This is a genomic window from Streptomyces sp. NPDC048419 (genome assembly GCF_043200415.1).
Lineage (GTDB): Bacteria > Actinomycetota > Actinomycetes > Streptomycetales > Streptomycetaceae > Streptomyces.
On record NZ_JBICXT010000003.1, the window covers coordinates 282738 to 304669 of the forward strand.

General features: G+C 72.6%; 19 protein-coding genes and 1 pseudogene. 15 read left to right on the forward strand and 5 right to left on the reverse strand.

Going from position 1 to position 21932, the window contains the following annotated elements; genetic code table 11:
• Positions 1 to 145: 145 nt before the first annotated feature.
• A complete protein-coding gene (locus tag ACGFYN_RS08975; protein ID WP_393865105.1) occupies positions 146 to 850 on the reverse strand; it encodes a gamma-glutamyl-gamma-aminobutyrate hydrolase family protein in 705 nt (234 codons plus the stop codon).
• Positions 851 to 903: 53 nt separating this feature from the next.
• Positions 904 to 1638 (reverse strand): FadR/GntR family transcriptional regulator, encoded by a 735-nt coding sequence (locus ACGFYN_RS08980; RefSeq protein ID WP_393865106.1) that lies wholly within the window; start codon positions 1636 to 1638, stop codon positions 904 to 906.
• Positions 1639 to 1731: 93 nt separating this feature from the next.
• On the opposite strand from ACGFYN_RS08980, the gene ACGFYN_RS08985 reads away from it, so the two are divergent.
• The 4 genes from ACGFYN_RS08985 to ACGFYN_RS09000 all read left to right on the forward strand — a co-directional run bounded on the left by ACGFYN_RS08985 (position 1732) and on the right by ACGFYN_RS09000 (position 6233).
• Positions 1732 to 3096 (forward strand): glutamine synthetase family protein, encoded by a 1365-nt coding sequence (locus ACGFYN_RS08985; protein WP_393865107.1) that lies wholly within the window; start codon positions 1732 to 1734, stop codon positions 3094 to 3096.
• A gap of 11 nt (positions 3097 to 3107) precedes the next feature.
• The gene (locus tag ACGFYN_RS08990; protein WP_393865108.1) at positions 3108 to 4481 is read left to right on the forward strand and encodes an aldehyde dehydrogenase family protein; all 1374 of its coding nucleotides are present in this window, start codon (positions 3108 to 3110) and stop codon (positions 4479 to 4481) included.
• Entirely contained in the window at positions 4478 to 5260 is a 783-nt protein-coding gene (locus tag ACGFYN_RS08995) for a 3-oxoacyl-ACP reductase (RefSeq protein ID WP_393865109.1), read from the forward strand. Before ACGFYN_RS08990 ends, ACGFYN_RS08995 begins: the two co-directional genes overlap by 4 nt.
• Positions 5261 to 5327: 67 nt before the next feature.
• Entirely contained in the window at positions 5328 to 6233 is a 906-nt protein-coding gene (locus ACGFYN_RS09000) for a DUF2510 domain-containing protein (protein ID WP_393865325.1), read from the forward strand.
• 16 nt (positions 6234 to 6249) lie between these two features.
• Here ACGFYN_RS09000 and ACGFYN_RS09005 read toward each other — a convergent pair whose 3' ends face one another.
• The gene (locus ACGFYN_RS09005) at positions 6250 to 7452 is read right to left on the reverse strand and encodes an amino acid deaminase/aldolase (RefSeq protein WP_393865110.1); all 1203 of its coding nucleotides are present in this window, start codon (positions 7450 to 7452) and stop codon (positions 6250 to 6252) included.
• Between the two features lie 280 nt (positions 7453 to 7732).
• On the opposite strand from ACGFYN_RS09005, the gene ACGFYN_RS09010 reads away from it, so the two are divergent.
• A complete protein-coding gene (locus tag ACGFYN_RS09010) occupies positions 7733 to 9247 on the forward strand; it encodes a hypothetical protein (protein ID WP_393865111.1) in 1515 nt (504 codons plus the stop codon).
• Positions 9244 to 10446, forward strand: coding sequence for a type VII secretion-associated serine protease mycosin (mycP, locus tag ACGFYN_RS09015; RefSeq protein WP_393865112.1), 1203 nt, complete (start codon positions 9244 to 9246; stop codon positions 10444 to 10446). The genes ACGFYN_RS09010 and mycP overlap by 4 nt, the downstream gene beginning before the upstream one ends.
• Here the strand turns inward: mycP and ACGFYN_RS09020 are convergent, their stop codons facing one another.
• Complete coding sequence (locus ACGFYN_RS09020; RefSeq protein WP_393865113.1) at positions 10447 to 11409, reverse strand: serine hydrolase; 963 nt, start codon at positions 11407 to 11409, stop codon at positions 10447 to 10449.
• A gap of 150 nt (positions 11410 to 11559) precedes the next feature.
• Between ACGFYN_RS09020 and ACGFYN_RS09025 the strand changes: the two genes are divergently transcribed.
• The gene (locus tag ACGFYN_RS09025) at positions 11560 to 12288 is read left to right on the forward strand and encodes an SseB family protein (RefSeq protein ID WP_393865114.1); all 729 of its coding nucleotides are present in this window, start codon (positions 11560 to 11562) and stop codon (positions 12286 to 12288) included.
• Between the two features lie 4 nt (positions 12289 to 12292).
• On the opposite strand, the gene ACGFYN_RS09030 is transcribed toward ACGFYN_RS09025, so the two are convergent.
• Positions 12293 to 12652 (reverse strand): DUF1844 domain-containing protein, encoded by a 360-nt coding sequence (locus tag ACGFYN_RS09030; RefSeq protein ID WP_393865115.1) that lies wholly within the window; start codon positions 12650 to 12652, stop codon positions 12293 to 12295.
• Between the two features lie 345 nt (positions 12653 to 12997).
• On the opposite strand from ACGFYN_RS09030, the pseudogene infC reads away from it, so the two are divergent.
• From infC to ACGFYN_RS09070, 8 genes and pseudogenes are all read left to right on the forward strand, one after another.
• A pseudogene (gene infC / locus ACGFYN_RS09035) lies at positions 12998 to 13718 on the forward strand (translation initiation factor IF-3).
• A gap of 109 nt (positions 13719 to 13827) precedes the next feature.
• The gene (gene rpmI / locus ACGFYN_RS09040; protein WP_007829094.1) at positions 13828 to 14022 is read left to right on the forward strand and encodes a 50S ribosomal protein L35; all 195 of its coding nucleotides are present in this window, start codon (positions 13828 to 13830) and stop codon (positions 14020 to 14022) included.
• 101 nt (positions 14023 to 14123) lie between these two features.
• Positions 14124 to 14507 carry a 50S ribosomal protein L20 gene (gene rplT / locus ACGFYN_RS09045; RefSeq protein WP_004933571.1) on the forward strand — a complete coding sequence of 128 codons (384 nt, stop codon included), beginning with the start codon at positions 14124 to 14126 and terminating at the stop codon, positions 14505 to 14507.
• Between the two features lie 96 nt (positions 14508 to 14603).
• Positions 14604 to 15452: a TrmH family RNA methyltransferase gene (locus ACGFYN_RS09050; RefSeq protein WP_393865116.1), complete on the forward strand. Its 849-nt coding sequence runs from the start codon at positions 14604 to 14606 to the stop codon at positions 15450 to 15452.
• Positions 15453 to 15505: 53 nt separating this feature from the next.
• Complete coding sequence (locus tag ACGFYN_RS09055) at positions 15506 to 16633, forward strand: ATP-binding protein (protein ID WP_393865117.1); 1128 nt, start codon at positions 15506 to 15508, stop codon at positions 16631 to 16633.
• Positions 16634 to 16768: 135 nt separating this feature from the next.
• Entirely contained in the window at positions 16769 to 17890 is a 1122-nt protein-coding gene (gene pheS / locus ACGFYN_RS09060) for a phenylalanine--tRNA ligase subunit alpha (RefSeq protein WP_393865118.1), read from the forward strand.
• Positions 17890 to 20403 carry a phenylalanine--tRNA ligase subunit beta gene (pheT, locus tag ACGFYN_RS09065; protein WP_393865119.1) on the forward strand — a complete coding sequence of 838 codons (2514 nt, stop codon included), beginning with the start codon at positions 17890 to 17892 and terminating at the stop codon, positions 20401 to 20403. Before pheS ends, pheT begins: the two co-directional genes overlap by 1 nt.
• 268 nt (positions 20404 to 20671) lie before the next feature.
• Positions 20672 to 21766: a PP2C family protein-serine/threonine phosphatase gene (locus ACGFYN_RS09070; RefSeq protein ID WP_393865120.1), complete on the forward strand. Its 1095-nt coding sequence runs from the start codon at positions 20672 to 20674 to the stop codon at positions 21764 to 21766.
• Positions 21767 to 21932: the final 166 nt, after the last annotated feature.

Here is a 21932-nt window from a genome sequence, read left to right on the forward strand (position 1 = left end):
GAGTCACGTGGGCGGTCCGGGAACGCGGCTGGGGGCCCCTCTGGGGGAGTGCGTGCCAGGCGTCGCGGGGCAGGCGGGAATTGTCAGACACCCCCTAGCGCCCTTCCCCGCCCCGGCGGGGTCCTGGGCATCGTGCCTGTGCCACTCAGGACCCCGCCGCGGAACCTTCCGCCGCCTCCACCAGGGCCCGCATCACCCGCGTGTCCTCACCCATCTCGGGATGCCACTGGACCCCCAGCACCCACCCGTCGGCCGGTGGCAGCTCCACCGCCTCCACCGTCCCGTCCGCCGCATGGGCCGACGGCAGCAGCCCGCTGCCGAGGCGGTCGATCGCCTGGTGGTGGTACGTGGGCACGGACGTCTCCTCCGGGACGGCCGCGGCGTACCGCGTCCCCGGTACCGGTTTGACCGGGTGATGGCCGAAGACGCCCACGACCTCCGCGTGACCGTCGAGGTGCTGGACCAGCGTGCCGCCGAGGGCGACGTTCAGCAGCTGCATGCCCCGGCAGATGCCCAGCAGCGGGACCCGGGCGGCCAGCGCCGCGTCGATCAGCGCCAGTTCCCAGGAGTCCCGGGCGCGGGCCGGCGGCCCGGTCCTGGGATCGCGCTCGGCGCCGTAGCGGACCGGCTCGACGTCCGGGCCGCCCGCGATCACCAGACCGTCCAGCCGGGACACGACGTCCGCGGCCCGCAGCACCTCGTCCGGCGGCAGCATCACCGCCACCCCGCCCGCCCGCTGCACGAGCCGCGGATAGCCGGCCGGCAGCAGCGCGGCCTCCAGCTCCCACACGCCCCAACGCGCCCCGGTCTCCAGATACGTACTGATGCCGATCAGCGGCCCGCCCGCCATACGTCCTCCAGCCCGGAGCAATGGATCCGATCCATACCTTTGCCGACGTGACGTCACGCCAGAAACCCCCTGAGCAGCGCCGCCGTGCCCGCGCAGTGCTCGCGCATCATCTCCCGCGCCCCGTCCGCGTCCCCGTCCAGCACCGCCTCCACCAGCGCGACGTGCTGGCGCTGCGAGTGCTCCAGGTTGCGCACGAGGAGCGGGATGCAGTCGAGCAGGTCGTTCACCGTGGCCCGAACTGCCGCGTACTGCGCGGTCAGCGTCGGTGATCCGCACAGTTCCGCGAGCGTGAGGTGGAGCAGGGTGTCCAGCCTGCGGTAGTCGGCGAGAGGCGCGTCGCCCGTGCGGTCCAGCGCCTCGCGCAGCCGGTCCGCCTGCTCCTCGCCCAGCCCGTGCGCCGCGCACAGCCCCGCCGCCCCGACCTCCAGGACCTCCCGGAAGCGCAGCACGTCCTCGATGTCGACCTCGGTGATCCTGCGCCGCAGCTCGTCCTCGCCGCCCGCGTCCGGGCGGGGCAGGACGAACGTTCCGCCGTACCGCCCGCGCCGCGCCTCCACCAGGCCCTGGTCCTGCAGCACCTTGAGCACCTCGCGCAGCGTCACCCGGCTGATGCCGAGCCGCTCCGCGAGCTCCCGCTCGGCCGGCAGTCGCTCGCCCCCCGGCACCAGACCCAGCCGTACGACCTGCAAGATCTGCTCCAGGGCTTCCTCGAAGCCGTTGCCCGCCCGCACCGGCCGCAGCACCGGCGTCAACCGGTCCTCCGGGCCGCCGTCCGGATCCGCCGACATCCCACCGCACCCCCTTCCCAAGCAATGGTTCTCCGGCATACCTTATGGCTTCCGGCCCGGTGGAAAAAGCGCAGCAGCCGAAGGAGATCTCCCGTGGCAGACCGCACACCCCCGCTCGGCGTCGAGGAGCTGCACGCCCTCGTCGCGAGCGGTGAGATCGACACTGTCGTCCTGGCCTTCCCCGACATGCAAGGGCGCCTCCAGGGCAAGCGGTTCGCCGCCCGCTTCTTCCTCGACGAGGTCCTCCACCACGGCACCGAGGGCTGCAACTACCTGCTCGCCGTCGACACGGAGATGAACACCGTCGACGGCTACGCCATGTCCTCCTGGGACCGCGGCTACGGCGACTTCGCCATGCACCCGGACCTGAGCACGCTGCGGCGCGTGCCCTGGAACGCCGGTACGGCCATGCTGATCGCCGACCTCGCCTGGAACGACGGCTCGCCCGTCGTCGCCGCCCCGCGCCAGATCCTGCGCCGCCAGCTCGACCGCCTCGCCGAACACGGCCTCACCGCCCAGGTCGGCACGGAGCTGGAGTTCATCGTCTTCAAGGACACCTACGAACAGGCCTGGGACGCGGGCTACCGGGGGCTGACGCCGGCGAACCAGTACAACATCGACTACTCGGTGCTGGGGACGGGGCGGATCGAGCCGCTGCTCCGCCGTATCCGCAACGAGATGGCCGGTGCCGGCCTCACCGTCGAGTCGGCCAAGGGCGAGTGCAACCCCGGCCAGCACGAGATCGCCTTCCGCTACGACGACGCCCTGCGCACCTGCGACCAGCACGCGATCTACAAGACCGGCACCAAGGAGATCGCCGCCCAGGAGGGCGTGTCGATCACCTTCATGGCCAAGTACAACGAGCGCGAGGGCAACTCCTGCCACATCCACCTCTCGCTCGCGGACGCCGCCGGGAACAACGTCATGCCCGGTGCGGGGGAGGGCGGCATGTCGGACGTCATGCGGCACTTCCTCGCCGGACAGCTCGCCGCCCTGCGGGACTTCTCACTGCTCTACGCCCCCAACATCAACTCCTACAAGCGGTTCCAGCCGGGCTCCTTCGCCCCGACCGCCGTCGCCTGGGGCCACGACAACCGCACCTGCGCCCTCAGGGTCGTGGGCCACGGCCGGTCCCTGCGCTTCGAGAACCGGCTGCCGGGCGGCGACGTCAACCCGCACCTCGCCGTCGCCGGGCTGGTCGCGGCCGGGCTGCACGGCATCGAGCAGAAGCTGGAGCTGCCCGAGCCCTGCCCGGGCAACGCGTACGCCGCCGAGTACGAGCACGTCCCGACCACCCTGCGCGAGGCTGCCGGCCTCTGGGAGAACAGCCCGATCGCCCGGGCCGCCTTCGGCGACGAGGTCGTCGCGCACTACCGCAACATGGCGCGGGTCGAGCTCGAGGCCTTCGACGCCGCAGTGACGGACTGGGAGCTGCGCCGCTCCTTCGAACGCATGTGAAAGGTGCACCGTTGTCCCACGAGCACGAGCTCCGCGTCCTCAACCCCGCCACCGAGGAGGTCGTCGCCACCGTCCCCGCCGCCACCGCGGCCGACGTGGACACGGCCGTCGTACGGGCCACCCGCGCACAGGAGCGGTGGGCCGCCCTGCCGCCCGCCGACCGGGCCCGGCTGCTGCGCCGCTTCGCCGACGTCGTCGACGCCCATGTGGAGGAACTGGCGCAGCTGGAGGTCCGCGAGGCGGGCCACGTCCTCGGCAACGCGCGCTGGGAGGCAGGCAACGCCCGCGACCTGCTGCTGTACTCCGCGGGCGGCGCCGAACGCCTCCTCGGCAAGCAGATCCCCGTACCCGGCGGCTGGAACGTCACCTTCCAGGAACCGCTCGGCGTGATCGGCGTGATCGCACCCTGGAACTTCCCGATGCCCATCGCCGCCTGGGGCTCCTTCCCGGCCCTCGCCGCGGGCAACGCGGTCGTCCTCAAGCCCGCCGAGACCACCCCGCTGACGGCCCTGCGACTCGCCGAACTCGCCCTGGAGGCGGGGCTGCCCGAGCATCTGTTCCAGGTCCTCCCGGGCCACGGCGGCGTCGCCGGACGCGCCCTCGTCGACCACCCCGGCGTCGCGAAGATCGTGTTCACCGGCTCCACCCGCACCGGCCGCGAGGTCATGGAGCGCTGCGCCCGCCTGGTCAAGCCGGTCACCCTCGAACTCGGCGGCAAGAGCCCCAACATCGTCTTCGCCGACGCCGATCTCGGGAGCGCCGTCGACCCCTTCTCCTTCCTGGACAATTCCGGCCAGGACTGCTGCGCCCGCACCCGGATCCTGGTCCAGGAGTCCGTGTACGAGGAGGTGCGTGAGCTGCTCGCCGACGCGCTGGCCGGCGTGGTGGTGGGCGACCCCGCCGACGAGAAGACCCAGATGGGGCCGCTGATCAGCCGTCAACAGCTGGAGCGCGTACGGTCGTTCGTGCCGGACGACGCCCCCGCCCTGCGCGGCGGCGCCCCCGACGGGCCCGGCTTCTGGTTCCCGCCGACCGTCCTGACGGGGGAGCGGCACGACTCCGCCGCGGCCCGGGAGGAGATCTTCGGCCCGGTCGCCGTCCTGCTCCCCTTCACCGACGAGGCGGAGGCGATCCGGCTCGCCAACGACATCCCGTACGGCCTGGCCGGCTCCCTGTGGACCCGCGACCTGGGCCGCGCGCTGCGCGTCTCCCAGGCCGTCCGCGCCGGCAACCTCTCCGTCAACTCCCACTCGGCCGTCCGCTACTGGACCCCCTTCGGCGGCCTCAAGCAGTCCGGCCTCGGCCGCGAGCTCGGCCCGGACGCCCTGACCGCCTTCACCGAGACCAAGAACGTCTTCATCAGCACGGAAGGCCCCGCACAGTGACCGACACCCCTGTATGCCGACGCCTGGTCGGCCGTACCGCCGTCATCACCGGAGCCGGCAGCGGCATCGGCCTCGCCACCGCCCGCCGGCTCGCCTCCGAGGGCGCGCACGTCGTCTGCGGCGACGTCGACGAGGCCCGCGGCAAGGCGGCGGCCGACGAGGTCGGCGGGCTCTTCGTGAAGGTCGACGTCACCGACGCCGAGCAGGTCGAGGCCCTCTTCAAGACCGCCTTCGACACCTACGGCAGCGTCGACATCGCCTTCAACAACGCGGGCATCTCACCGCCCGACGACGACTCCATCCTGGAGACCGGCCTGGAGGCCTGGAAGCGCGTGCAGGAGGTCAACCTCACCTCCGTCTACCTGTGCTGCAAGGCGGCCATCCCCTACATGCGCCGCCAGGGCAGGGGCTCCATCATCAACACGGCGTCCTTCGTGGCGCGGATGGGGGCGGCCACGTCCCAGATCTCGTACACCGCGTCCAAGGGCGGCGTCCTCGCCATGTCCCGCGAACTGGGCGTGCAGTTCGCCCGCGAGGGCATCCGCGTGAACGCGCTCTGCCCGGGACCGGTCAACACCCCGCTCCTTCAGGAGCTGTTCGCGAAGGACCCGGAGCGGGCCGCCCGCCGCCTGGTGCACATCCCGGTCGGCCGGTTCGCGGAGGCCGGGGAGATCGCCGCCGCGGTCGCCTTCCTGGCCAGCGACGACTCGTCCTTCGTCAACGCCACCGACTTCCTGGTGGACGGCGGGATCTCGGGCGCGTACGTCACACCGCTCTAGCCGCACCGCTCAGGGCGGGACACTGTGTACTGATCGTCAGGCCTCGTCCTAGAGTGCCGGGATGAGCATGTCGCCCCCGCCCGGCTGGTACCCCGACCCGTCGGCCCCCCACCTGCAGCGCTGGTGGGACGGCACCGCCTGGACCGAGCACCGCAGCGCGGCCACCGTCCCCGCGGCCCAGCCGGCCGCCGGCGGCGGTCCCGGCCGCGCGAAGGTCGTCGCACTGGTCGCGGCCGGGGCCGTGCTCGTCGCGGCGATCGTCACGGGCACGGTCTTCCTCGGCCGGAGCGACGGGAACGGCCCGGACGTGCAGACCGCGCCGAACCCTGTCGCCTCCGACGCCGGGCCGACGAGCGAGAGCCCCTCGCCGTCGCAGTCCTCTGCCGAGCCCTCCGCCGACGACCCGTCCGTCGTCACCGACCAGCTCGACGGCATCACCCTGCCGCTGCTCGACGGCTGGGTCAGGCCGCAGTACGTCGCCGAGGACGACGTAGTCATGACCACCGACGGGACCTACGACTGCCCGGGTGACTCCGGTGTGTGCCGGCACGGCCTCGTCATCTCCCGCACGGTGAGCCAGAGCGACCAGAGCTCCCCGCGGGCGCTCGCCGAGCAGGACGTCAAGGACGCCGCCGACGCCGCCTACGACCGCGACCTGGTCGGCAGGCGGCCCTTCGGCGGCATCGAGTCGCACCGGCAGGTCAAGTCCGGCCAGATCGCGGTGGCGGGTCGCGCCGGTTACTTCGTGCGCTGGCGCGTCAGGACGGCCAAGGGGCCCGGCGGGTACGTCGAGTCGCTCGCCTTCCCCTCCACCGTCGGCACCGAGGCGCCGGTGATGGTCCGGTTCGTCTTCGACGCGGGCGAGGCCGGCCCGCCGGTCGCCGACATGGACCGGATCGCCAGGGGCATCCGCTCGATCGACGACGCGGCGACCGGCGGCGGGGTCGGCAGCAGCATCGGCCCGACGAAGTGACCGGCCCGCCCGCGGCTCACAGGAAGGTGTGACCCTCCCCGCGATACGTCGGGACCGTCGCCGTCACGGCTTCGCCCTCGACCAGGTGCAGCGCGTCGAACCGCTCGCACAGCTCACCGGCCTTGGCGTGCCGGAACCACACCTTGTCGCCGAGCAGCAGATCGTCCGCGGGCGAGCCGAGCAGCGGCGTCTGCACCTCGCCCGGTCCCTCCTGCGGGTCGTAGCGCAGTCCCTCGGGCAGGTGCGGGACCGGCAGCCGGTCGGGGCCGGCCGCACCGGAGGCGGAATAGCCGCCGCCCAGCACCGTCACCACCCCGACGCCCGGCCGGCGCACGACGGGCAGGGCGAACAGGGCCGCCGGACGCCCGCTGAAGGAGGTGTAGTTGTCGAACAGCCGCGGCACGTACAGCCCGGAGCCCGCGCCGATCTCGGTGACCGCGTCCTCCGCGGCGGTGTGCTGCACGCTGCCCGTGCCGCCGCCGTTGACGAACTCCAGGTCGGGCACGACGGCCCGCACCGCCCGCACGACCGCGCCGCGCCGCTCGGCCAGCTCCCGGCGGGCGGTGGCCTGCATGAGCCGTACGGCACGCGACCGCAGGGGCCGGCCGGCGACGGAGTCGCCGACGCCCGCGATGTGCCCCTCGTAGGCCATGATCCCCACGACCTTGAAACCGGGCCGCCGGGCCACGGCGCGCGCCATGTCGGCGACCTGGGCGGGGGAGTGCAGCGGCGAACGGCGCGCGCCGACGCGCACGCGGCCTCCGAACAGCTTGAGCGAGGTGTCCAACTCCAGGCAGACGCGGATGACTTCACGTCCGCCCTCGCGTGCCTCGTCGATGAGGCGGAGCTGCGCGGGGTCGTCGACCATCACGGTCACGGCGGCCGCGAGCTTGGGGTCGGCGGCGAGCTCCGCGTAGGAGGCGCGGTCCGCCGAGGGGTAGGCGAGCAGGATGTCGTCGAACCCGCTGCGCGCCAGCCACAGGGACTCGGCGAGCGTGAAGGACATGACGCCCGTGAACCCGTCCTTGTCCAGGACCCGCTCCAGCAGGGCCCGGCAGCGTACGGACTTGCTCGCGACGCGGATCGGCTTGCCGCCGGCGCGGCGGACGAGATCGTCCGCGTTGGCGTCGAAGGCGTCCAGGTCCACGATGGCGAGCGGTGCGTCCAGGTGGGCGGTGGCCCGGTCGTAACGGGCCCGGTCGGCGGCGCGCGCAGTCATGAACGAAGCCTGCCAGACAGGATTACCGCAGGGTAGGGGGACGTTCCGGGCAGATGCCCCGGGCTCGTGGACTGGTTCCCGTTCGGACAGGGGCAACCCGTAGAGTGACGCGCACGTACGGCGGAACGACGTCGGCCGGCGACCGCGCACGGGGATGTCTCTCGGTTCGTACGGGTATGCGTGCCCCGGGACGGACCGAAACCCGGCGTCGACCGGTTGAGCGCACGGACGACGGCCCGCGTACAGGTAGTCGGCCCGGGCGCGAGGAAACGGGGGGTGCATGAGCACGGAAGCGCAGCATGCCTCCACCCCGCCACGCCCGTCCGAGCCCCCGGCGGCCGGCCCGGACCAGGCGGCCCCCGAATCCACGCGCACCCCGGACGACACCACCGCGTCCGGCGGCGTCTGGTCCCCGTGGCGCGCCTCCGAACCGTTCGACGCGTTCGCCCGCCGCGAGCCGGCCCAGGACGCCGAGGAAGCCCCGGCGGCCCGGCGCGGTGGCGAGGCCCGCGAGGACACGTCGTCCGAGCGCCAGGACCGCGCCGCCGCTGGGCCGCCCAGCGGGCAGGGCGCCGGAGCAGGTGCCGACCACGATGCGGAGCGCTCCCCGGACGCCCGCACCCGCTTCCCGAACCTGCGGGCGCCGTCCGGCCCGCCCCCGCCGCAGGCCTCGGCCCGCTTCCCGGACGCCGCGCCGTCGGCCGCGCACGAGGAAGGACGCGAGGAACGACGCGTCGGCGCCGTCCCGGACGCGCCGGCCGGAGCCGTGCCGCCGCGCCCGGCCCACCGCCCCACCGTGCCCCCGCACCGCACGAACGCCCCCGCGGAGACCACCCAGGAGACCACCAGGCGCCTGCGCCCGGTCCCGGCGGAGCCCGCGCCCGTGCCACCCCCCGTGCGGGAGAGCGCCGGCCCCGACCCCGCGCTCTCCTGGAGCGCTCCCGGCGCATCCGCCCGGACGCCGGGGTCCGGGCGGCCGGTCGTGTCGTTCGGGGAGCCCGAGGGGTACGACGAGCAGGCCCGGCCGCGGCCGCTCGGCGTGCGGGTGCGGCCGCGCACGGCCGCCGTCGGCGTCTGCCTGGTGCTCGGGCTCGGCCTCATCGGCGGTGCCGTGACCGGCAGTTGGCTGGTCGGCGGCGGTGGCGAAGGCGGCGTGCAGGACACCTACGCCGTGGCCGGGACGCTCTGGCACAGCGTGCCCGTGGACAAGCTCTTCCCGCCGACCGTGCAGGGCACCGGCGCGGGACCCGGCGGCGCCGACCGCACCTGGACACGCGTCGCCGTCGCACCGGACACCGGCTGCAAGAACGCCTTCGACCCGCTCCTGGACAAGGCCCTCGCCCCGGCCGGCTGCCGGCGGCTGCTGCGCGCCACCTACACCGACGCCACCCAGAGCTTCGTCACCACCGTCGGCCTGATGTTCACCAAGGCCGACGCCGCCTCCATGGACGCCCTCGCCCGGCGCTTCCAGAACGAGGGGCTCGGCACCCGCACCGACCTCATGCCCCGCCCCTACGCCGAGAAGGGCACCCCCGCCGCCCACTTCGGCCCCGCACAGCGCGCCTCGTGGACCGTCTCCGTGCTCACCGACGCCCCCGTCGTCGTCTACGCCGTCTCCGGCTGGGCCGACGGCCGCAGCGTCGACACCCCGGTCCCGCCCGAGCAGGCCACGCAGTCCGGCGCGACCTCCGCAGCTGCCCAGGCCGGCCTCGGCAACGAGGCCCAGGGACTCGCCGACCGCGTCGAACGGTCCCTGCGCAAAGACGTCATCTCGCCCACGGAGAAGCCCTCGTGAAGCGCCATATCGGAGCGAAGGACGGGGCAGGGGCGAAACACCGCCTCGGAGCGCTGAGCGTCCTGCTCGCCGCCTCCGTCGCCCTCGTCCCGCCCACGGTCGCGCACGCCGACGGCATCCGCGCCCAGCAGTGGGCCCTCGACGCCATGCACACCCAGCAGGCCTGGCAGACCACCAAGGGCAAGGGCATCACGGTCGCCGTCCTCGACACCGGCGTCGAGGCCGGCCACCCCGACCTCGCGGGCAACGTCCTGCCGGCGAAGGACATGATCGGCTTCGGGGCGAAGCAGGGTGACCGGGCCTGGGCCCGGCACGGCACCGCCATGGCCGGGATCATCGCCGGTCACGGCCACGGCCCCGGCGACGGCGACGGTGTCGTGGGTGTCGCCCCCGAGGCGAAGATCCTCCCCGTCCGCGTGATCCTCGAGGACGGCGACCCCGCCCGCACCAAGGCCCGCAGCACCCGCGGCAACGCCCTCGCCGAAGGCATCCGCTGGGCCGCCGACCACGGCGCCGACGTCATCAACCTCTCGCTCGGCGACGACTCCGCCTCCGCCCACCCCGAGCCCGCCGAGGACGAGGCCGTCCAGTACGCCCTGAAGAAGGGCGTCGCCGTCGTCGCCTCGGCCGGCAACGGCGGCGAGAAGGGCGACCACGTCTCCTACCCGGCGGCCTATCCGGGCGTCATCGCCGCGACCGCCGTCGACCGCTTCGGCACCCGCGCCTCGTTCTCCACCCGCCGCTGGTACGCGACGGTCAGTGCCCCCGGCGTCGACATCGTGATCGCCGACCCCGACCACAAGTACTACGAGGGGTGGGGCACCAGCGCGGCCTCCGCGTTCGTCTCCGGCGCGGTCGCCCTGATCAAGGCCGCCCACCCCGGGCTCACCCCCGCCCAGATCAAGCAGCTGCTCGAGGACACCGCCCGCAACGCCCCCTCCGGCGGCCGCGACGACTCCCGCGGCTTCGGCATGATCGACCCGGCGGCCGCCATCAAGGCCGCCGGCCGCCTCAAGCCGGAGGGCCTGCAGGTGGCGTCGTACGGCGACAAGTACTTCGGCCCGGGCCCGGACGCCGCCAAGTCCGGCGACGACACCAGCGGTTGGGCCGCACCGCTCGCGGGCAGCCTCGGCGGGGTCCTGCTCGTGATGGCCGTGGTCATGTGGCGCGGCCGCCGCAGCCGCCACGAGGGCCCGTAGTCAGCCGCTGCCGGACAGCGCCCCGACCGCCGCCTTCGCCGCCGCCTCGACCAGCGAGATCCCCTTCGCCTTCGTCGAGTTGCCGTTCGACAGCACGGCCACCAGGCAGGCGCGGCCGTCCACCGTCACGCGCCCGATGCTGTTGATGTCCCACAGCCCCGTCGTGCTGCGGGCCAGCCAGCCGTTCTTCAGCGCCCACCGCGAGCCGTCGGCCGCGGCCGAGACCCCCCAGTGCTGGTCGGCGGCGATCTGTCCCATCAGCCCCTGCAGATACGTCCGCGAGGCCTCGCTCAGTTTCGAGTCGTCCCCGAACACCTGGCGCAGCAGCGTGAGTTGATCGGCGGCCGTGGTCTGGGTCAGCCCCCACAGCATGCCGTCGCCGCCCTCGGTGCCGGTGAGCCCGAGACGCTCGTTGGCGGCGTCGAGACCGCCGGCCCGGCCGATGATCCGCCACAGCGCCGACGCCGAGTCGTTGTCGCTGTTCTCGATCATCGCGGTGGCGTACGTCTTCTCGCTCGCCGTGAGCCGCCGGTTCGCGTCCTGCGCCTGCAGCAGCAGCGTCGCCAGGATGTCGACCTTGACGATGCTCGCGGTGTCGAAGGCGCCGTCCCCGTAGGAGGCGCTCACGCCCGAATCCACGTCCAGCACCGCCACCGAAACGTCCGCGCCGTCCTCGACGGACACCGCCTTCATGGCCGTGGTCAGCAGCGCGCCGTGGTCGGCCGCCGCCTGTGTCACGGATTCCACGGATTCCTCCCCGTCCGTCGTGGCCGAGGTGGAGGCCGACGCCGTCGCCGACGACGATACGGCGCCCGCGTCCGAGTGCGCCTGAGCCTTCACGTACACCGTCCCGGCGGCCGTGCCGCCCACGACGGTCACGGCGGCGAGGGCGACGTGGAGCAGGGACCGCGTCCTGTGCGGGCGCGAGCGGCGGCGGCCCCTGCGGGCTCTGGGAGTCTCCATTCCCGCGATGCTCGGGGCGGCGACTGTGCGTGCCGTTAGACGGACGTTAGATGTGCGTCAGGGGATTCTGAGAAAGCCGTGAAGGCGGTGAACGACCGGTTTCCGGGGCCGCACAAGGCCTGCGGCGTCCCCCCTATAGGGTCGGTGACCGTGGCGAACAAGAACATTCCCGACTCCGGCTTCTCCGACGACGACGGCTCCGCCGACCCCCGGCTGAGCGCGGCGCTCACCGCCTGGGCCGAGGACCGGACGGCCGTGGGCCCCGTCCTGGAGGCGCTGAAGGGCGCCCGGCTCCTCGTCCCCGTGGTGGCCGTCCTGGGCGAGGTCGAGGAGGACGAGAACGGGCTGCGCCGGGAGAAGACCAGCGACATGGCCGTGCCGACCCTGAAGGCCGGGTCCCGGACCGCCCTGCCGGCCTTCACCTCCACCGACTCGCTGGCCCGCTGGGACCCGGCGGCCCGCCCCGTCGCCGTACCCCTGCACCAGGCGCTGCAGGCCGCGGCGCACGAGAAGGCGGACACGGTGGTCCTGGACCTGGCCGGGCCGGTGGCGTTCGAACTGACCGGACCCGCGCTGCTCGCCCTCGCCGAGGGCCGTACGACGGCCGACCCGCTCACCGACCCCGCGGTGCGCCGGGCGGTCCGCGCCGCCGTCGAGGGCGAGCCCGCCGTCCTGCGCGCCCACCTCGGGCCCGGCCGCGCCGACGGCACCCTCGCCCTCGTGCTCGACGCGTCCGCGGAACCGGCCGGGGCCGCCCGCGCGGTCGCCGAGCGCCTCGCCGCCGACGAGACACTGAGGGCCCGCCTGGTGCGCGGCCTCGACCTGGCACTGCTGCCGGCCGGGGCGACGCCGCCGGGCGAGCCCTTGTACGTACGCTGATCGACTAGCCGTAGATCGGGCCGGTGTACTTCTCGCCCGGTCCCTGACCCGGCTCGTCCGCCACGAGGGACGCCTCGCGGAAGGCCAGCTGGAGCGACTTCAGGCCGTCGCGCAGCGGGGCCGCGTGGAAGGAGCTGATCTCGGTCGTGGACGCGTCCAGCAGACCGGCCAGGGCGGTGATCAGCTTGCGCGCCTCGTCCAGGTCCTTGTACTTGTCGCCCTCCTCGGTCAGGCCGAGCTTCACCGCGGCGGCGCTCATCAGGTTGACGGCGACCGTCACGATCACCTCGACGGCAGGGACCTCGGCGATGTCGCGGGTCATGGCGTCGAAGTCGGCGGGGGACTCAGGAGGGGTGTCACTCATGTCCCACACGATAGGGCCCGGCGCACACCGGTTCGCACCACCCCCGGGTAGCTGCTAACCTTGTGTGACGACCGGCCGGACGCACGCGTCAGCGAGCGGCCCGGCCCACAAGTGGAGGCTCCGATCTCCCACCTGACCGTCCCCCGGGACGGCGGGTCACCCCGGTCAGGCGACGACCATCGTTCCGTACGGACGATGGAGTCGTCCGAAAGCGCGCCCCGCGACATCGCGGCGGTGCTCCGGTAGTGCTTGGAGCCCCGCATGTGATCGTCCGGGGCATTTTTTGTGCCTCGGCGCGGTTAGGTCTGTCGAAAAGAGACAAACGCGGCTGTCCGCCAGACCGCCGTGTGGTGCTAACCGAGGAGGATCCATCAGCGCCGAGCCCCGCATCAACGACCGGATTCGCGTTCCCGAGGTGCGACTTGTCGGTCCCAGTGGCGAGCAGGTGGGCATCGTCCCGCTGGCGAAGGCACTGGAGCTTGCCCAGGAGTACGACCTCGACCTCGTCGAGGTGGCGGCGAACGCCCGTCCGCCCGTGTGCAAGCTCATGGACTACGGGAAGTTCAAGTACGAGTCGGCCATGAAGGCCCGTGAGGCGCGCAAGAACCAGGCGCACACGGTCATCAAGGAGATGAAGCTCCGGCCGAAGATCGACCCGCACGACTATGACACCAAGAAGGGTCACGTCGTCCGGTTCCTCAAGCAGGGCGACAAGGTCAAGATCACGATCATGTTCCGTGGTCGCGAGCAGTCCCGGCCCGAGCTGGGCTACCGACTGCTGCAGCGTCTCGCTGAGGACGTCCAGGACCTCGGTTTCGTGGAGTCGAACCCGAAGCAGGACGGCCGCAACATGATCATGGTTCTCGGTCCGCACAAGAAGAAGACCGAGGCGATGGCCGAGGCCCGCCAGGCGCAGGAAGCCCGTAAGGCCGACGCGAAGGCCAACCCCGGCAAGTCGCAGAACGCTGCGGACACCGACGGCGCCGACGGCGCCGACAGCGCCGACAGCGTCGAGACCGCCGAGGACGCGGTCGAGGCTCCTGCCGAGGCTTCCGCCGAAGCGTGACCCCGGGGGACGCGAGTCCCCAGGACCCAACCGATACAGAGCGACGTTCCACCGTGCCCGGTTTCTGTGACCGGGCACCGGAACGCCACCGACGAGGAGATACGGCGCCATGCCGAAGAACAAGTCGCACAGCGGTGCCAGCAAGCGCTTCAAGGTCACCGGCTCCGGCAAGGTGCTCCGTGAGCGCGCCGGCAAGCGCCACCTGCTCGAGCACAAGTCGTCGCGCCTGACGCGTCGCCTCACCGGCAACGCCGAGATGGCCCCGGGCGACGCCAAGAAGATCAAGAAGCTTCTCGGCAAGTGACGTGAACGGCGCCCGCACGGTGCGCCGTACGTCTGGACCGGGACCCAATCGTTTCCGGGCCGTGTGAGTCCAACCGCGGCCCCGCTACAAGGAGTTAACAAGTGGCACGCGTCAAGCGGGCAGTCAACGCCCACAAGAAGCGCCGGGCGATCCTCGAGCAGGCCTCCGGCTACCGCGGTCAGCGTTCGCGCCTGTACCGCAAGGCCAAGGAGCAGGTCACCCACTCGCTGGTCTACAACTACAACGACCGCAAGAAGCGCAAGGGTGACTTCCGCCAGCTGTGGATCCAGCGCATCAACGCCGCTGCCCGCGCCAACGGCATCACGTACAACCGCTTCATCCAGGGCCTGAAGGCCGCCAACGTCGAGGTCGACCGCAAGATCCTCGCCGAGCTGGCCGTCAACGACGCCACCGCGTTCGCCGCGCTGGTCGAGGTCGCCCAGAAGGCGCTGCCCGCCGACGTCAACGCCCCCAAGGCGGCCTGACGCCGACGCCGGCCCAGAGCCGACGTGACATGAGGGACCCGCAGGCTGACAAGGCCTGCGGGTCCGCTGTTTCCTGAGCTGCCAAAGGTGAACCCCATGCCCTCCGCCACCCCCGAGCTGATCTCCCCCCGTTCCCCCCGTGTCTCCGCCGCCCGGCGGCTGGCCAGGCGGAACTTCCGGGGCAAGGAGCGGCTGTTCCTGGCGGAGGGGCCGCAGGCGGTGCGGGAGGCGGCCGGGCACCAGGACACGCTCGTGGAGCTGTTCGCCACCGTCGAGGCCGCGGAGCGCTACGCCGACATCATCGGCGAGGCCCGTTTCGCCGGGGCCCGCGTCCACCTCGCCGCCGAGGAGGTCATCGCCGAGATCTCGACGACCGTCACCCCGCAGGGCCTGGTCGGGATCTGCCGGTTCCTGGACACTCCGTTCGCGCGCATCCTCGCCGCCCGGCCCAAGCTGGTGGCCGTACTGGCGCATGTGCGCGACCCCGGGAACGCCGGGACCGTGCTCAGGTGCGCCGACGCCGCCGGGGCCGAGGCCGTCGTGCTGACCGACGCCTCCGTCGACCTCTACAACCCCAAGGCCGTACGGGCCTCCGTGGGCTCGTTGTTCCACCTGCCGGTGGCGGTCGGAGTCCCCGTGGAGGAGGCGGTCGCCGGTCTCAAGGGCGCCGGCGTCCGGATCCTCGCCGCGGACGGCGCCGGGAGCGACGACCTCGACGACGAGCTCGACAAGGGCACCATGGGCGGCCCGACCGCCTGGGTGTTCGGGAACGAGGCGTGGGGGCTCCCGGAGGAGACCCGCGCACTCGCGGACGCCGTGGTGCGCGTTCCGATCCACGGGAAGGCCGAGAGTCTGAACCTCGCCACCGCGGCCGCCGTATGTCTGTATGCGTCGGCCCGTGCACAGCGCGCCTCCGGAGGGTGCCGCTCCGTCACCGAGAGCTAGTAGGGTGACCAGCTCGGGGGCCACCTGCGCCGTCTGAGAGGTGGGGTACGGGGATGAGTGTCGGCACGAGCAGGGCACGTGACGCGCATAGCGCGCCCGCGCCCCGGCACGGCGACCTCGCCGAGCTCGGCATCGACCCCGACGAGCTGCCCGACGGCCTCGTCGTCGCCGACGAGCACGGCCGCGTCATCTGCTTCAACGCCGCGGCGGAGCGCATCACCGCGGCCCCCGCCGCGGACGTCCTCGGGCAGCAGCTGGAGAAGGCGCTGCCGCTGGAGGACCTCGAGGGGCGCCGCTGGTGGCAGCTGACGGACCCCTACGGCGGTCTCGCCATCCGGGTCCGCCAGCCCGAGCGGAACCTGCTGCTGCCCGGCGGCCGGGAGGTCCTCGTCTCGGCCCGGTACGTCCGCGGCGAGCCCACCGGCCCGGTCCGCCGCGTCGTGGTCTCCCTGCGCGACACCGAGGCCCGGCGCCGCACCGAGCGCAGTCATGCCGAGCTGATAGCGACGGTGGCCCACGAACTCCGCTCGCCCCTCACCTCCGTGAAGGGTTTCACCGCCACGCTCCTCGCCAAGTGGGAACGCTTCACCGACGACCAGAAGCGGCTGATGCTGGAGACCGTCGACGCCGACGCCGACCGGGTCACCCGGCTGATAGCGGAGCTGCTGGACATCTCGCGGATCGACTCGGGGCGGCTGGAGGTCAGGCGCCAGCCGGTCGACATCGGCGCGGCCGTCGGGCGGCACATCCAGGCCTACGTCGCCGCCGGCCAGCCCGCCGACCGGTTCCTGCTGCGCCTGGAGCAGCCCCTGCCCGCGCTGTGGGCCGACCCGGACAAGGTCGACCAGGTGCTCAGCAACCTGCTGGAAAATGCCGTGCGGCACGGCGAGGGAACCGTCACGATTGACATCACGGCCACGGCGTCCCCGCGCGAGGGGGAGGACGCCGGGACGTCGGTCACGGTGAGCGACGAGGGGCCCGGCATCCCGGAGGAATCCATGAACCGCGTCTTCACCCGCTTCTGGCGGGGCAGCAAGCGCGGCGGCACGGGCCTCGGGCTCTACATCGTCAAGGGCATCGTCGAGGCCCATGGCGGCACCATCACGGTCGGCCGCGCCCCCGGGGGCGGAGCCGAGTTCCGATTTACGTTGCCCGTGGCAGCCCCGGCGTATCTCGCCTAGCGGCCCACGGGCGCATTCGCATACTCCGACCCCGTTAGACTCGGCCATTGGCACCTTTGCGTCCACAACCGGAGACGAGGCGTCTCCAGGTCGAGACGGGGCACGTCAGCCAGCCAATCGGAAGCACGGGAAGAGATGTCGGCACCGAATAAGTCGTACGACCCTGTCGAGGTCGAGGCGTTGAAACCGGAAGAGATCGAGCGCATGCGGGACGAGGCGCTCGCCGCCTTCGCCGCCGCGGACTCCCTCGACGCGCTCCAGGAGGCCAAGGTCGCCCACACCGGCGGCGCCTCGCCGCTGGCCCTCGCCAACCGCGAGATCGGCGCCCTGCCCCCGCACGCGAAGGCGGCCGCCGGCAAGCTGGTCGGCCAGGCCCGCGGCGCCGTGAACAAGGCGCTCGCGGCCCGCCAGGCCGAGCTGGAGGCCGAGCGCGACGCGCGCGTGCTGGTCGAGGAGGCCGTGGACGTCACGCTGCCCCACGACCGCGTGCCGGCCGGCGCCCGCCACCCCCTGACCACGCTCTCGGAGCGCATCGAGGACGTCTTCGTGGCCATGGGCTACGAGGTCGCCGAAGGCCCCGAGATCGAGGCCGAGTGGTTCAACTTCGACGCCCTGAACATCGGCCCGGACCACCCGGCCCGCGGCGAGCACGACACGTTCTTCGTGCAGGGTCCCGAGGGCGGCACCGAGTCCGGTGTCGTACTGCGCACCCACACCTCACCGGTCCAGATCCGCTCGCTGCTCGACCGTGAGCTGCCGGTCTACGTGATCTGCCCGGGCCGCGTGTACCGCACCGACGAGCTCGACGCCACGCACACGCCCGTCTTCCACCAGGTCGAGCTGCTCGCCGTGGACGAGGGCCTGACCATGGCCGACCTCAAGGGCACCCTCGACCACATGGTCCAGTCGCTGTTCGGCGAGGGCATGAAGACCCGGCTGCGGCCGAACTTCTTCCCCTTCACCGAGCCGTCCGCCGAGATGGACATGGTCTGCTACGTCTGCCGTGGCGAGTCCGTCGGCAACCCCGACCGGCCCTGCCGCACCTGCTCCAGCGAGGGCTGGATCGAGCTCGGCGGCTGCGGCATGGTCAACCCGCGGGTGCTCACCGCGTGCGGCGTCGACCCGGAGAAGTACAGCGGATTCGCCTTCGGGTTCGGCATCGAGCGGATGCTGATGTTCCGCCACAACGTCGAGGACATGCGAGACATGGTCGAGGGCGACGTCCGGTTCACCCGGCCGTTCGGGATGGAGATCTGATGCGGGTCCCGCTTTCTTGGCTGCGGGAGTACGTCGGCCTGCCGGCGACCGAAACCGGCCGTGACGTCCAGGCCAAGCTCATTTCGGCCGGTCTCGAGGTCGAGTCCGTCGAACACCTCGGCGCCGACCTCAAGGGCCCCCTCGTCGTCGGCCAGGTGCTCACGATCGAGGAGCTGGAGGGCTTCAAGAAGCCGATCCGCTTCTGCACGGTGAACGTCGGCCAGGCCAACGGCACCGGTGAGCCGCAGGAGATCGTCTGCGGCGCCCGGAACTTCGCCGTCGGCGACAAGGTCGTCGTGGTCCTGCCCGGCGCCACCCTGCCCGGTGGCTTCTCCATCTCCGCGCGCAAGACGTACGGCAGGACGTCCCACGGCATGATCTGCTCCAGCGACGAGCTGGGCATGGGCGACGACGGCACCAAGGGCATCATCGTGCTGCCGCCGGAGATCGAGGTCGGCAAGGACGCCATCGAGCTCCTGGAGCTCGTCGACGAGGTCCTGGACATCGCCGTCACCGCCAACCGCGGCGACTGCCTGTCCATCCGCGGCGTCGCCCGCGAGACCGCCATCGCCTACGGCCTGCCGCTGCGCGACCCGGCGCTGATCGACGTACCCGGCCCGAACGCCTTCGGCTACCCGGTCCAGGTCGCCGACCCCGTCGGCTGCGACCGCTTCACCGCCCGCACGGTGACCGGTCTCAGCCCCGAGGCGCGCTCCCCGATCTGGCTTCGGCGCAGGCTGCAGAAGGTCGGCATGCGCCCGATCTCGCTCGCCGTCGACGTCACCAACTACGTGATGATGGAGCTCGGCCAGCCGCTGCACGCCTACGACCGCAACCTGGTCCAGGGCACCATCGGCGTCCGCCGCGCCGAGCAGGGCGAGAAGCTCGTCACCCTCGACGGCACGGAGCGCCAGCTCGACGCCGAGGACCTGGTGATCACCGACGAGCGCGGCCCCATCGGCCTCGCCGGTGTCATGGGCGGCGCCAACACCGAGATCGCCGACCACGACGACGAGGCGAACGCCACCAGCGACGTGGTGATCGAGGCCGCGCACTTCAACGCGGTGTCCATCGCACGCACGGCCCGCCGTCACAAGCTCTCCTCCGAGGCGTCCCGCCGCTTCGAGCGCGGTGTCGACCCGCAGGCCGCGGCGGCCGCCGCGCAGCGCACGGTCGACCTGCTGGTGCTGCTCGCCGGCGGCAGCGCCGAGGCGGGTGTCACCGAGGTCATCGCGCCCTCCGCGCCGCACACCATCACGGTCGCGGCCGACCACCCGGACAAGGTGGCGGGCGTCGACTACGGCCGCGAGACCGTCGTACGGCGGCTGCAGGAGATCGGCTGCGACGTGTACGGGCAGGACGAGCTGATCGTCACCGTGCCGTCCTGGCGGCCCGACCTCCTGGAGATCAACGACCTCGCGGAGGAGGTCATCCGCCTGGAGGGCTACGAGAACCTGCCCTCCACCCTGCCCAGGCCGCCGTCGGGCCGCGGTCTGACGCACCGGCAGCGGCTGCATCGCCGCATCGGCCGCGCGCTGGCCGGGGCGGGCTACGTCGAGGCGCCGAACTACCCGTTCATCGGCGAGCAGGTCTTCGACCAGCTGCTGCTGGAGGCCGACGACCCGGCGCGCCGCGTCGTGAAGCTGACCAATCCGCTCAACGACGAGGAGCCCGCGCTCCGTACGTCGCTGCTGCCGGGCCTGTTCGGCGCGCTGCGCCGCAACAACGGCCGCGGCTCGCACGACCTGGCGCTGTTCGAGACCGGCCTGGTCTTCCTGCCGCGCGAGGAGCAGCGGATCGCCGCGGCCCTGCCGGTCGACCGGCGGCCCACCGACGAGGAGATCGCCGAACTGGACGCCGCGCTGCCCGAGCAGCCGCGCCACGCCGCCGTCGTCCTCGCGGGCGCCCGCGAGCAGGCCGGCTGGTGGGGCAAGGGCCGTCCGGCGGACTGGGCCGACGCCATCGAGGCCGCCCGGGCCGTCGCCCGTGAGGCCGGTGCCGAACTGACCGTCCGCGGCGGGCAGTACGGGCCGTGGCACCCGGGCCGCACAGCCGAGCTGGTGGTCGTCGTGGACGGCGCGGAGAAGGTCGTCGGTCACGCCGGCGAGCTGCACCCGCGCGTGATCAAGGCGCTCGGCCTGCCCGAGCGGGCCTGCGCGATGGAGATCGACCTGGACGTGCTGGAGGCGGTCGGCAACGACACCCCGCAGGCGCCCAGCATCTCCACGTTCCCGGTGGCCACGCAGGACGTCGCCCTGGTCGTCGACAAGTTCGTGCCGCACACCGACGTCGAGGCCGCGCTGCGCGAAGGCGCGGGTGAACTCCTCGAAGGTATCCGGCTGTTCGACGTCTACGAGAACGACGACCAGCTCGGTGAGGGCCGGAAGTCGCTGGCGTACGCGTTGCGCTTCCGCGCGGGTGACCGGACGCTGACGGTTGACGAGGCTTCGGCAGCCCGGGATGCGGCGGTTGCCCTGGCGGGCGAGCGTACGGGAGCTGTTCTTCGGGGGTAGCCCAGCGGGTGGGGGACTGCGGTTCGCCGGCGGCTGCGGGTTCGCCGTGGCTTGTCGCGCAGTTCCCCGCGCCCCTGAAAAGGGCCGCAGTTACCCCGTGAATATGCCCCCCACCTGCATAAATGCGGGTGGCCTGTGGGTGCTCACTCATTCGGGTGACAATCTCGGATGATCTGGCTCCGTCAGGCCATGCGATCGACAGAATCGGACCGGTCTCTAGGGGCCGGTCCGTCTGTGCTCTCGGGGTCTAAATGGGGGGCCGATCGGCATGATCCGCATCAAGCCCGGGGTTCGCCGCGGCGCGGGGAGGCGGCCGCTGCGCCGGGTGCTCGCGCTGGGGCTGCCCGCCGCCTGGGGCGCCATGGCGGTCTCGTACAAACTGGCCTGTCCTTTGGCCCAGCAGAACGGCCTGGGCGCGCGCGTCGTCACCAGCGCCGTCTTCCTCGCCGTGGGAACAGGACTGATCCTGCACGTCCGGCACGCGCTGCTGCGCGAGTTGAAGGAGGCCCGCCGGGTCGCGGGCGTCGCCCAGAGTGCGCTGCTGCGACCCCTGCCACCGCGGATCGCGGGGCTGAACGTCGCCGCCGCCCAGGTCTCCGCCGACAGCGGTGCGGCCATCGGTGGCGACCTGTACGAGGCCATCGCCACCGAGCACGGCGTGCGGGTCGTGATGGGCGATGTGCGCGGGCACGGTCTCGCCGCCGTCAGCACGGCCGCCGCCCTGCTCGGCAGCTTCCGCGAGGCGGTGCACGACGAGCCCGAACTCGGGTCTCTGCTACGGCGGCTGGAGCGCGCCCTGGCCCGGCATCTGCGTGAGCGGGCACGCGGCGAACACCCCTCGGCCGGAGCGGAGCCGGACAACCCGGTCGCCGAGGAGTTCGTCACCGTACTGCTGCTGGAGATCGGGCCCGACTCGGAGATGCACTTCCTCAACTGCGGGCACCCCTGGCCCCATCTGCTCGGCGAGGGAAGGGCAAAGCCCGTGGTCCGAGCGGATCCCCTCCCTCCGCTCGGACCGTTCCCGCTCCCGCCCGAATTGGACCTGCAGCACTGCGGCCGTCTGCGGCCCGGCGAGACCCTGCTCCTCCACACGGACGGCGTGGAGGACGCCAGAGACGGCCGTGGCCGGTTCTTTCCCTTGGGCGAGGTCTTGGCCCGATATGTGCGCGACACCTCCGTGGCCGTCCCCCAGGCGGTCCTCGGATCGGTCTTCACCGCACTGCTCCGCCACACGGCCGGAACTCCGGCCGACGACATGGCCTTGCTGGCACTGAGAAACGACCGCTGCCTGCAACGCGCCACAGGGGCGCGGAGAACTGCGCGACCAGCCACGGCACATCCGCAGCCGACAACGCACCTGTGACGCAACGGTGCTCAGTCGCCCGGCCAAGCCGCCGGCAGGCCGTCCGCCCCGCCACGGAGTGTCGGGCAGGCAGCTGGGCGGACGGCGCGAGAACGGGCCGCCGCACTGTACGAGGGGGAGCCGGCGGCCCGGCCGGCCTCTTTGCGAGGCATTTCAGTCAACCGGT

What these genes read in the sequence shown, in the direction of transcription:
- ACGFYN_RS08975 (WP_393865105.1), bottom strand. Translation starts at nt 850, where the DNA reads ATGGCGGGCGGGCCGCTGATCGGCATCAGTACGTATCTGGAGACCGGG.
- ACGFYN_RS08980 (WP_393865106.1), bottom strand. Translation starts at nt 1,638, where the DNA reads ATGTCGGCGGATCCGGACGGCGGCCCGGAGGACCGGTTGACGCCGGTG.
- ACGFYN_RS09000 (WP_393865325.1), top strand. Translation starts at nt 5,328, where the DNA reads ATGTCGCCCCCGCCCGGCTGGTACCCCGACCCGTCGGCCCCCCACCTG.
- ACGFYN_RS09005 (WP_393865110.1), bottom strand. Translation starts at nt 7,452, where the DNA reads ATGACTGCGCGCGCCGCCGACCGGGCCCGTTACGACCGGGCCACCGCC.
- ACGFYN_RS09010 (WP_393865111.1), top strand. Translation starts at nt 7,733, where the DNA reads ATGAGCACGGAAGCGCAGCATGCCTCCACCCCGCCACGCCCGTCCGAG.
- ACGFYN_RS09020 (WP_393865113.1), bottom strand. Translation starts at nt 11,409, where the DNA reads ATGGAGACTCCCAGAGCCCGCAGGGGCCGCCGCCGCTCGCGCCCGCAC.
- ACGFYN_RS09030 (WP_393865115.1), bottom strand. Translation starts at nt 12,652, where the DNA reads ATGAGTGACACCCCTCCTGAGTCCCCCGCCGACTTCGACGCCATGACC.
- rpmI (WP_007829094.1), top strand. Translation starts at nt 13,828, where the DNA reads ATGCCGAAGAACAAGTCGCACAGCGGTGCCAGCAAGCGCTTCAAGGTC.
- ACGFYN_RS09050 (WP_393865116.1), top strand. Translation starts at nt 14,604, where the DNA reads ATGCCCTCCGCCACCCCCGAGCTGATCTCCCCCCGTTCCCCCCGTGTC.
- ACGFYN_RS09055 (WP_393865117.1), top strand. Translation starts at nt 15,506, where the DNA reads ATGAGTGTCGGCACGAGCAGGGCACGTGACGCGCATAGCGCGCCCGCG.
- pheS (WP_393865118.1), top strand. Translation starts at nt 16,769, where the DNA reads ATGTCGGCACCGAATAAGTCGTACGACCCTGTCGAGGTCGAGGCGTTG.
- pheT (WP_393865119.1), top strand. Translation starts at nt 17,890, where the DNA reads ATGCGGGTCCCGCTTTCTTGGCTGCGGGAGTACGTCGGCCTGCCGGCG.
- ACGFYN_RS09070 (WP_393865120.1), top strand. Translation starts at nt 20,672, where the DNA reads ATGATCCGCATCAAGCCCGGGGTTCGCCGCGGCGCGGGGAGGCGGCCG.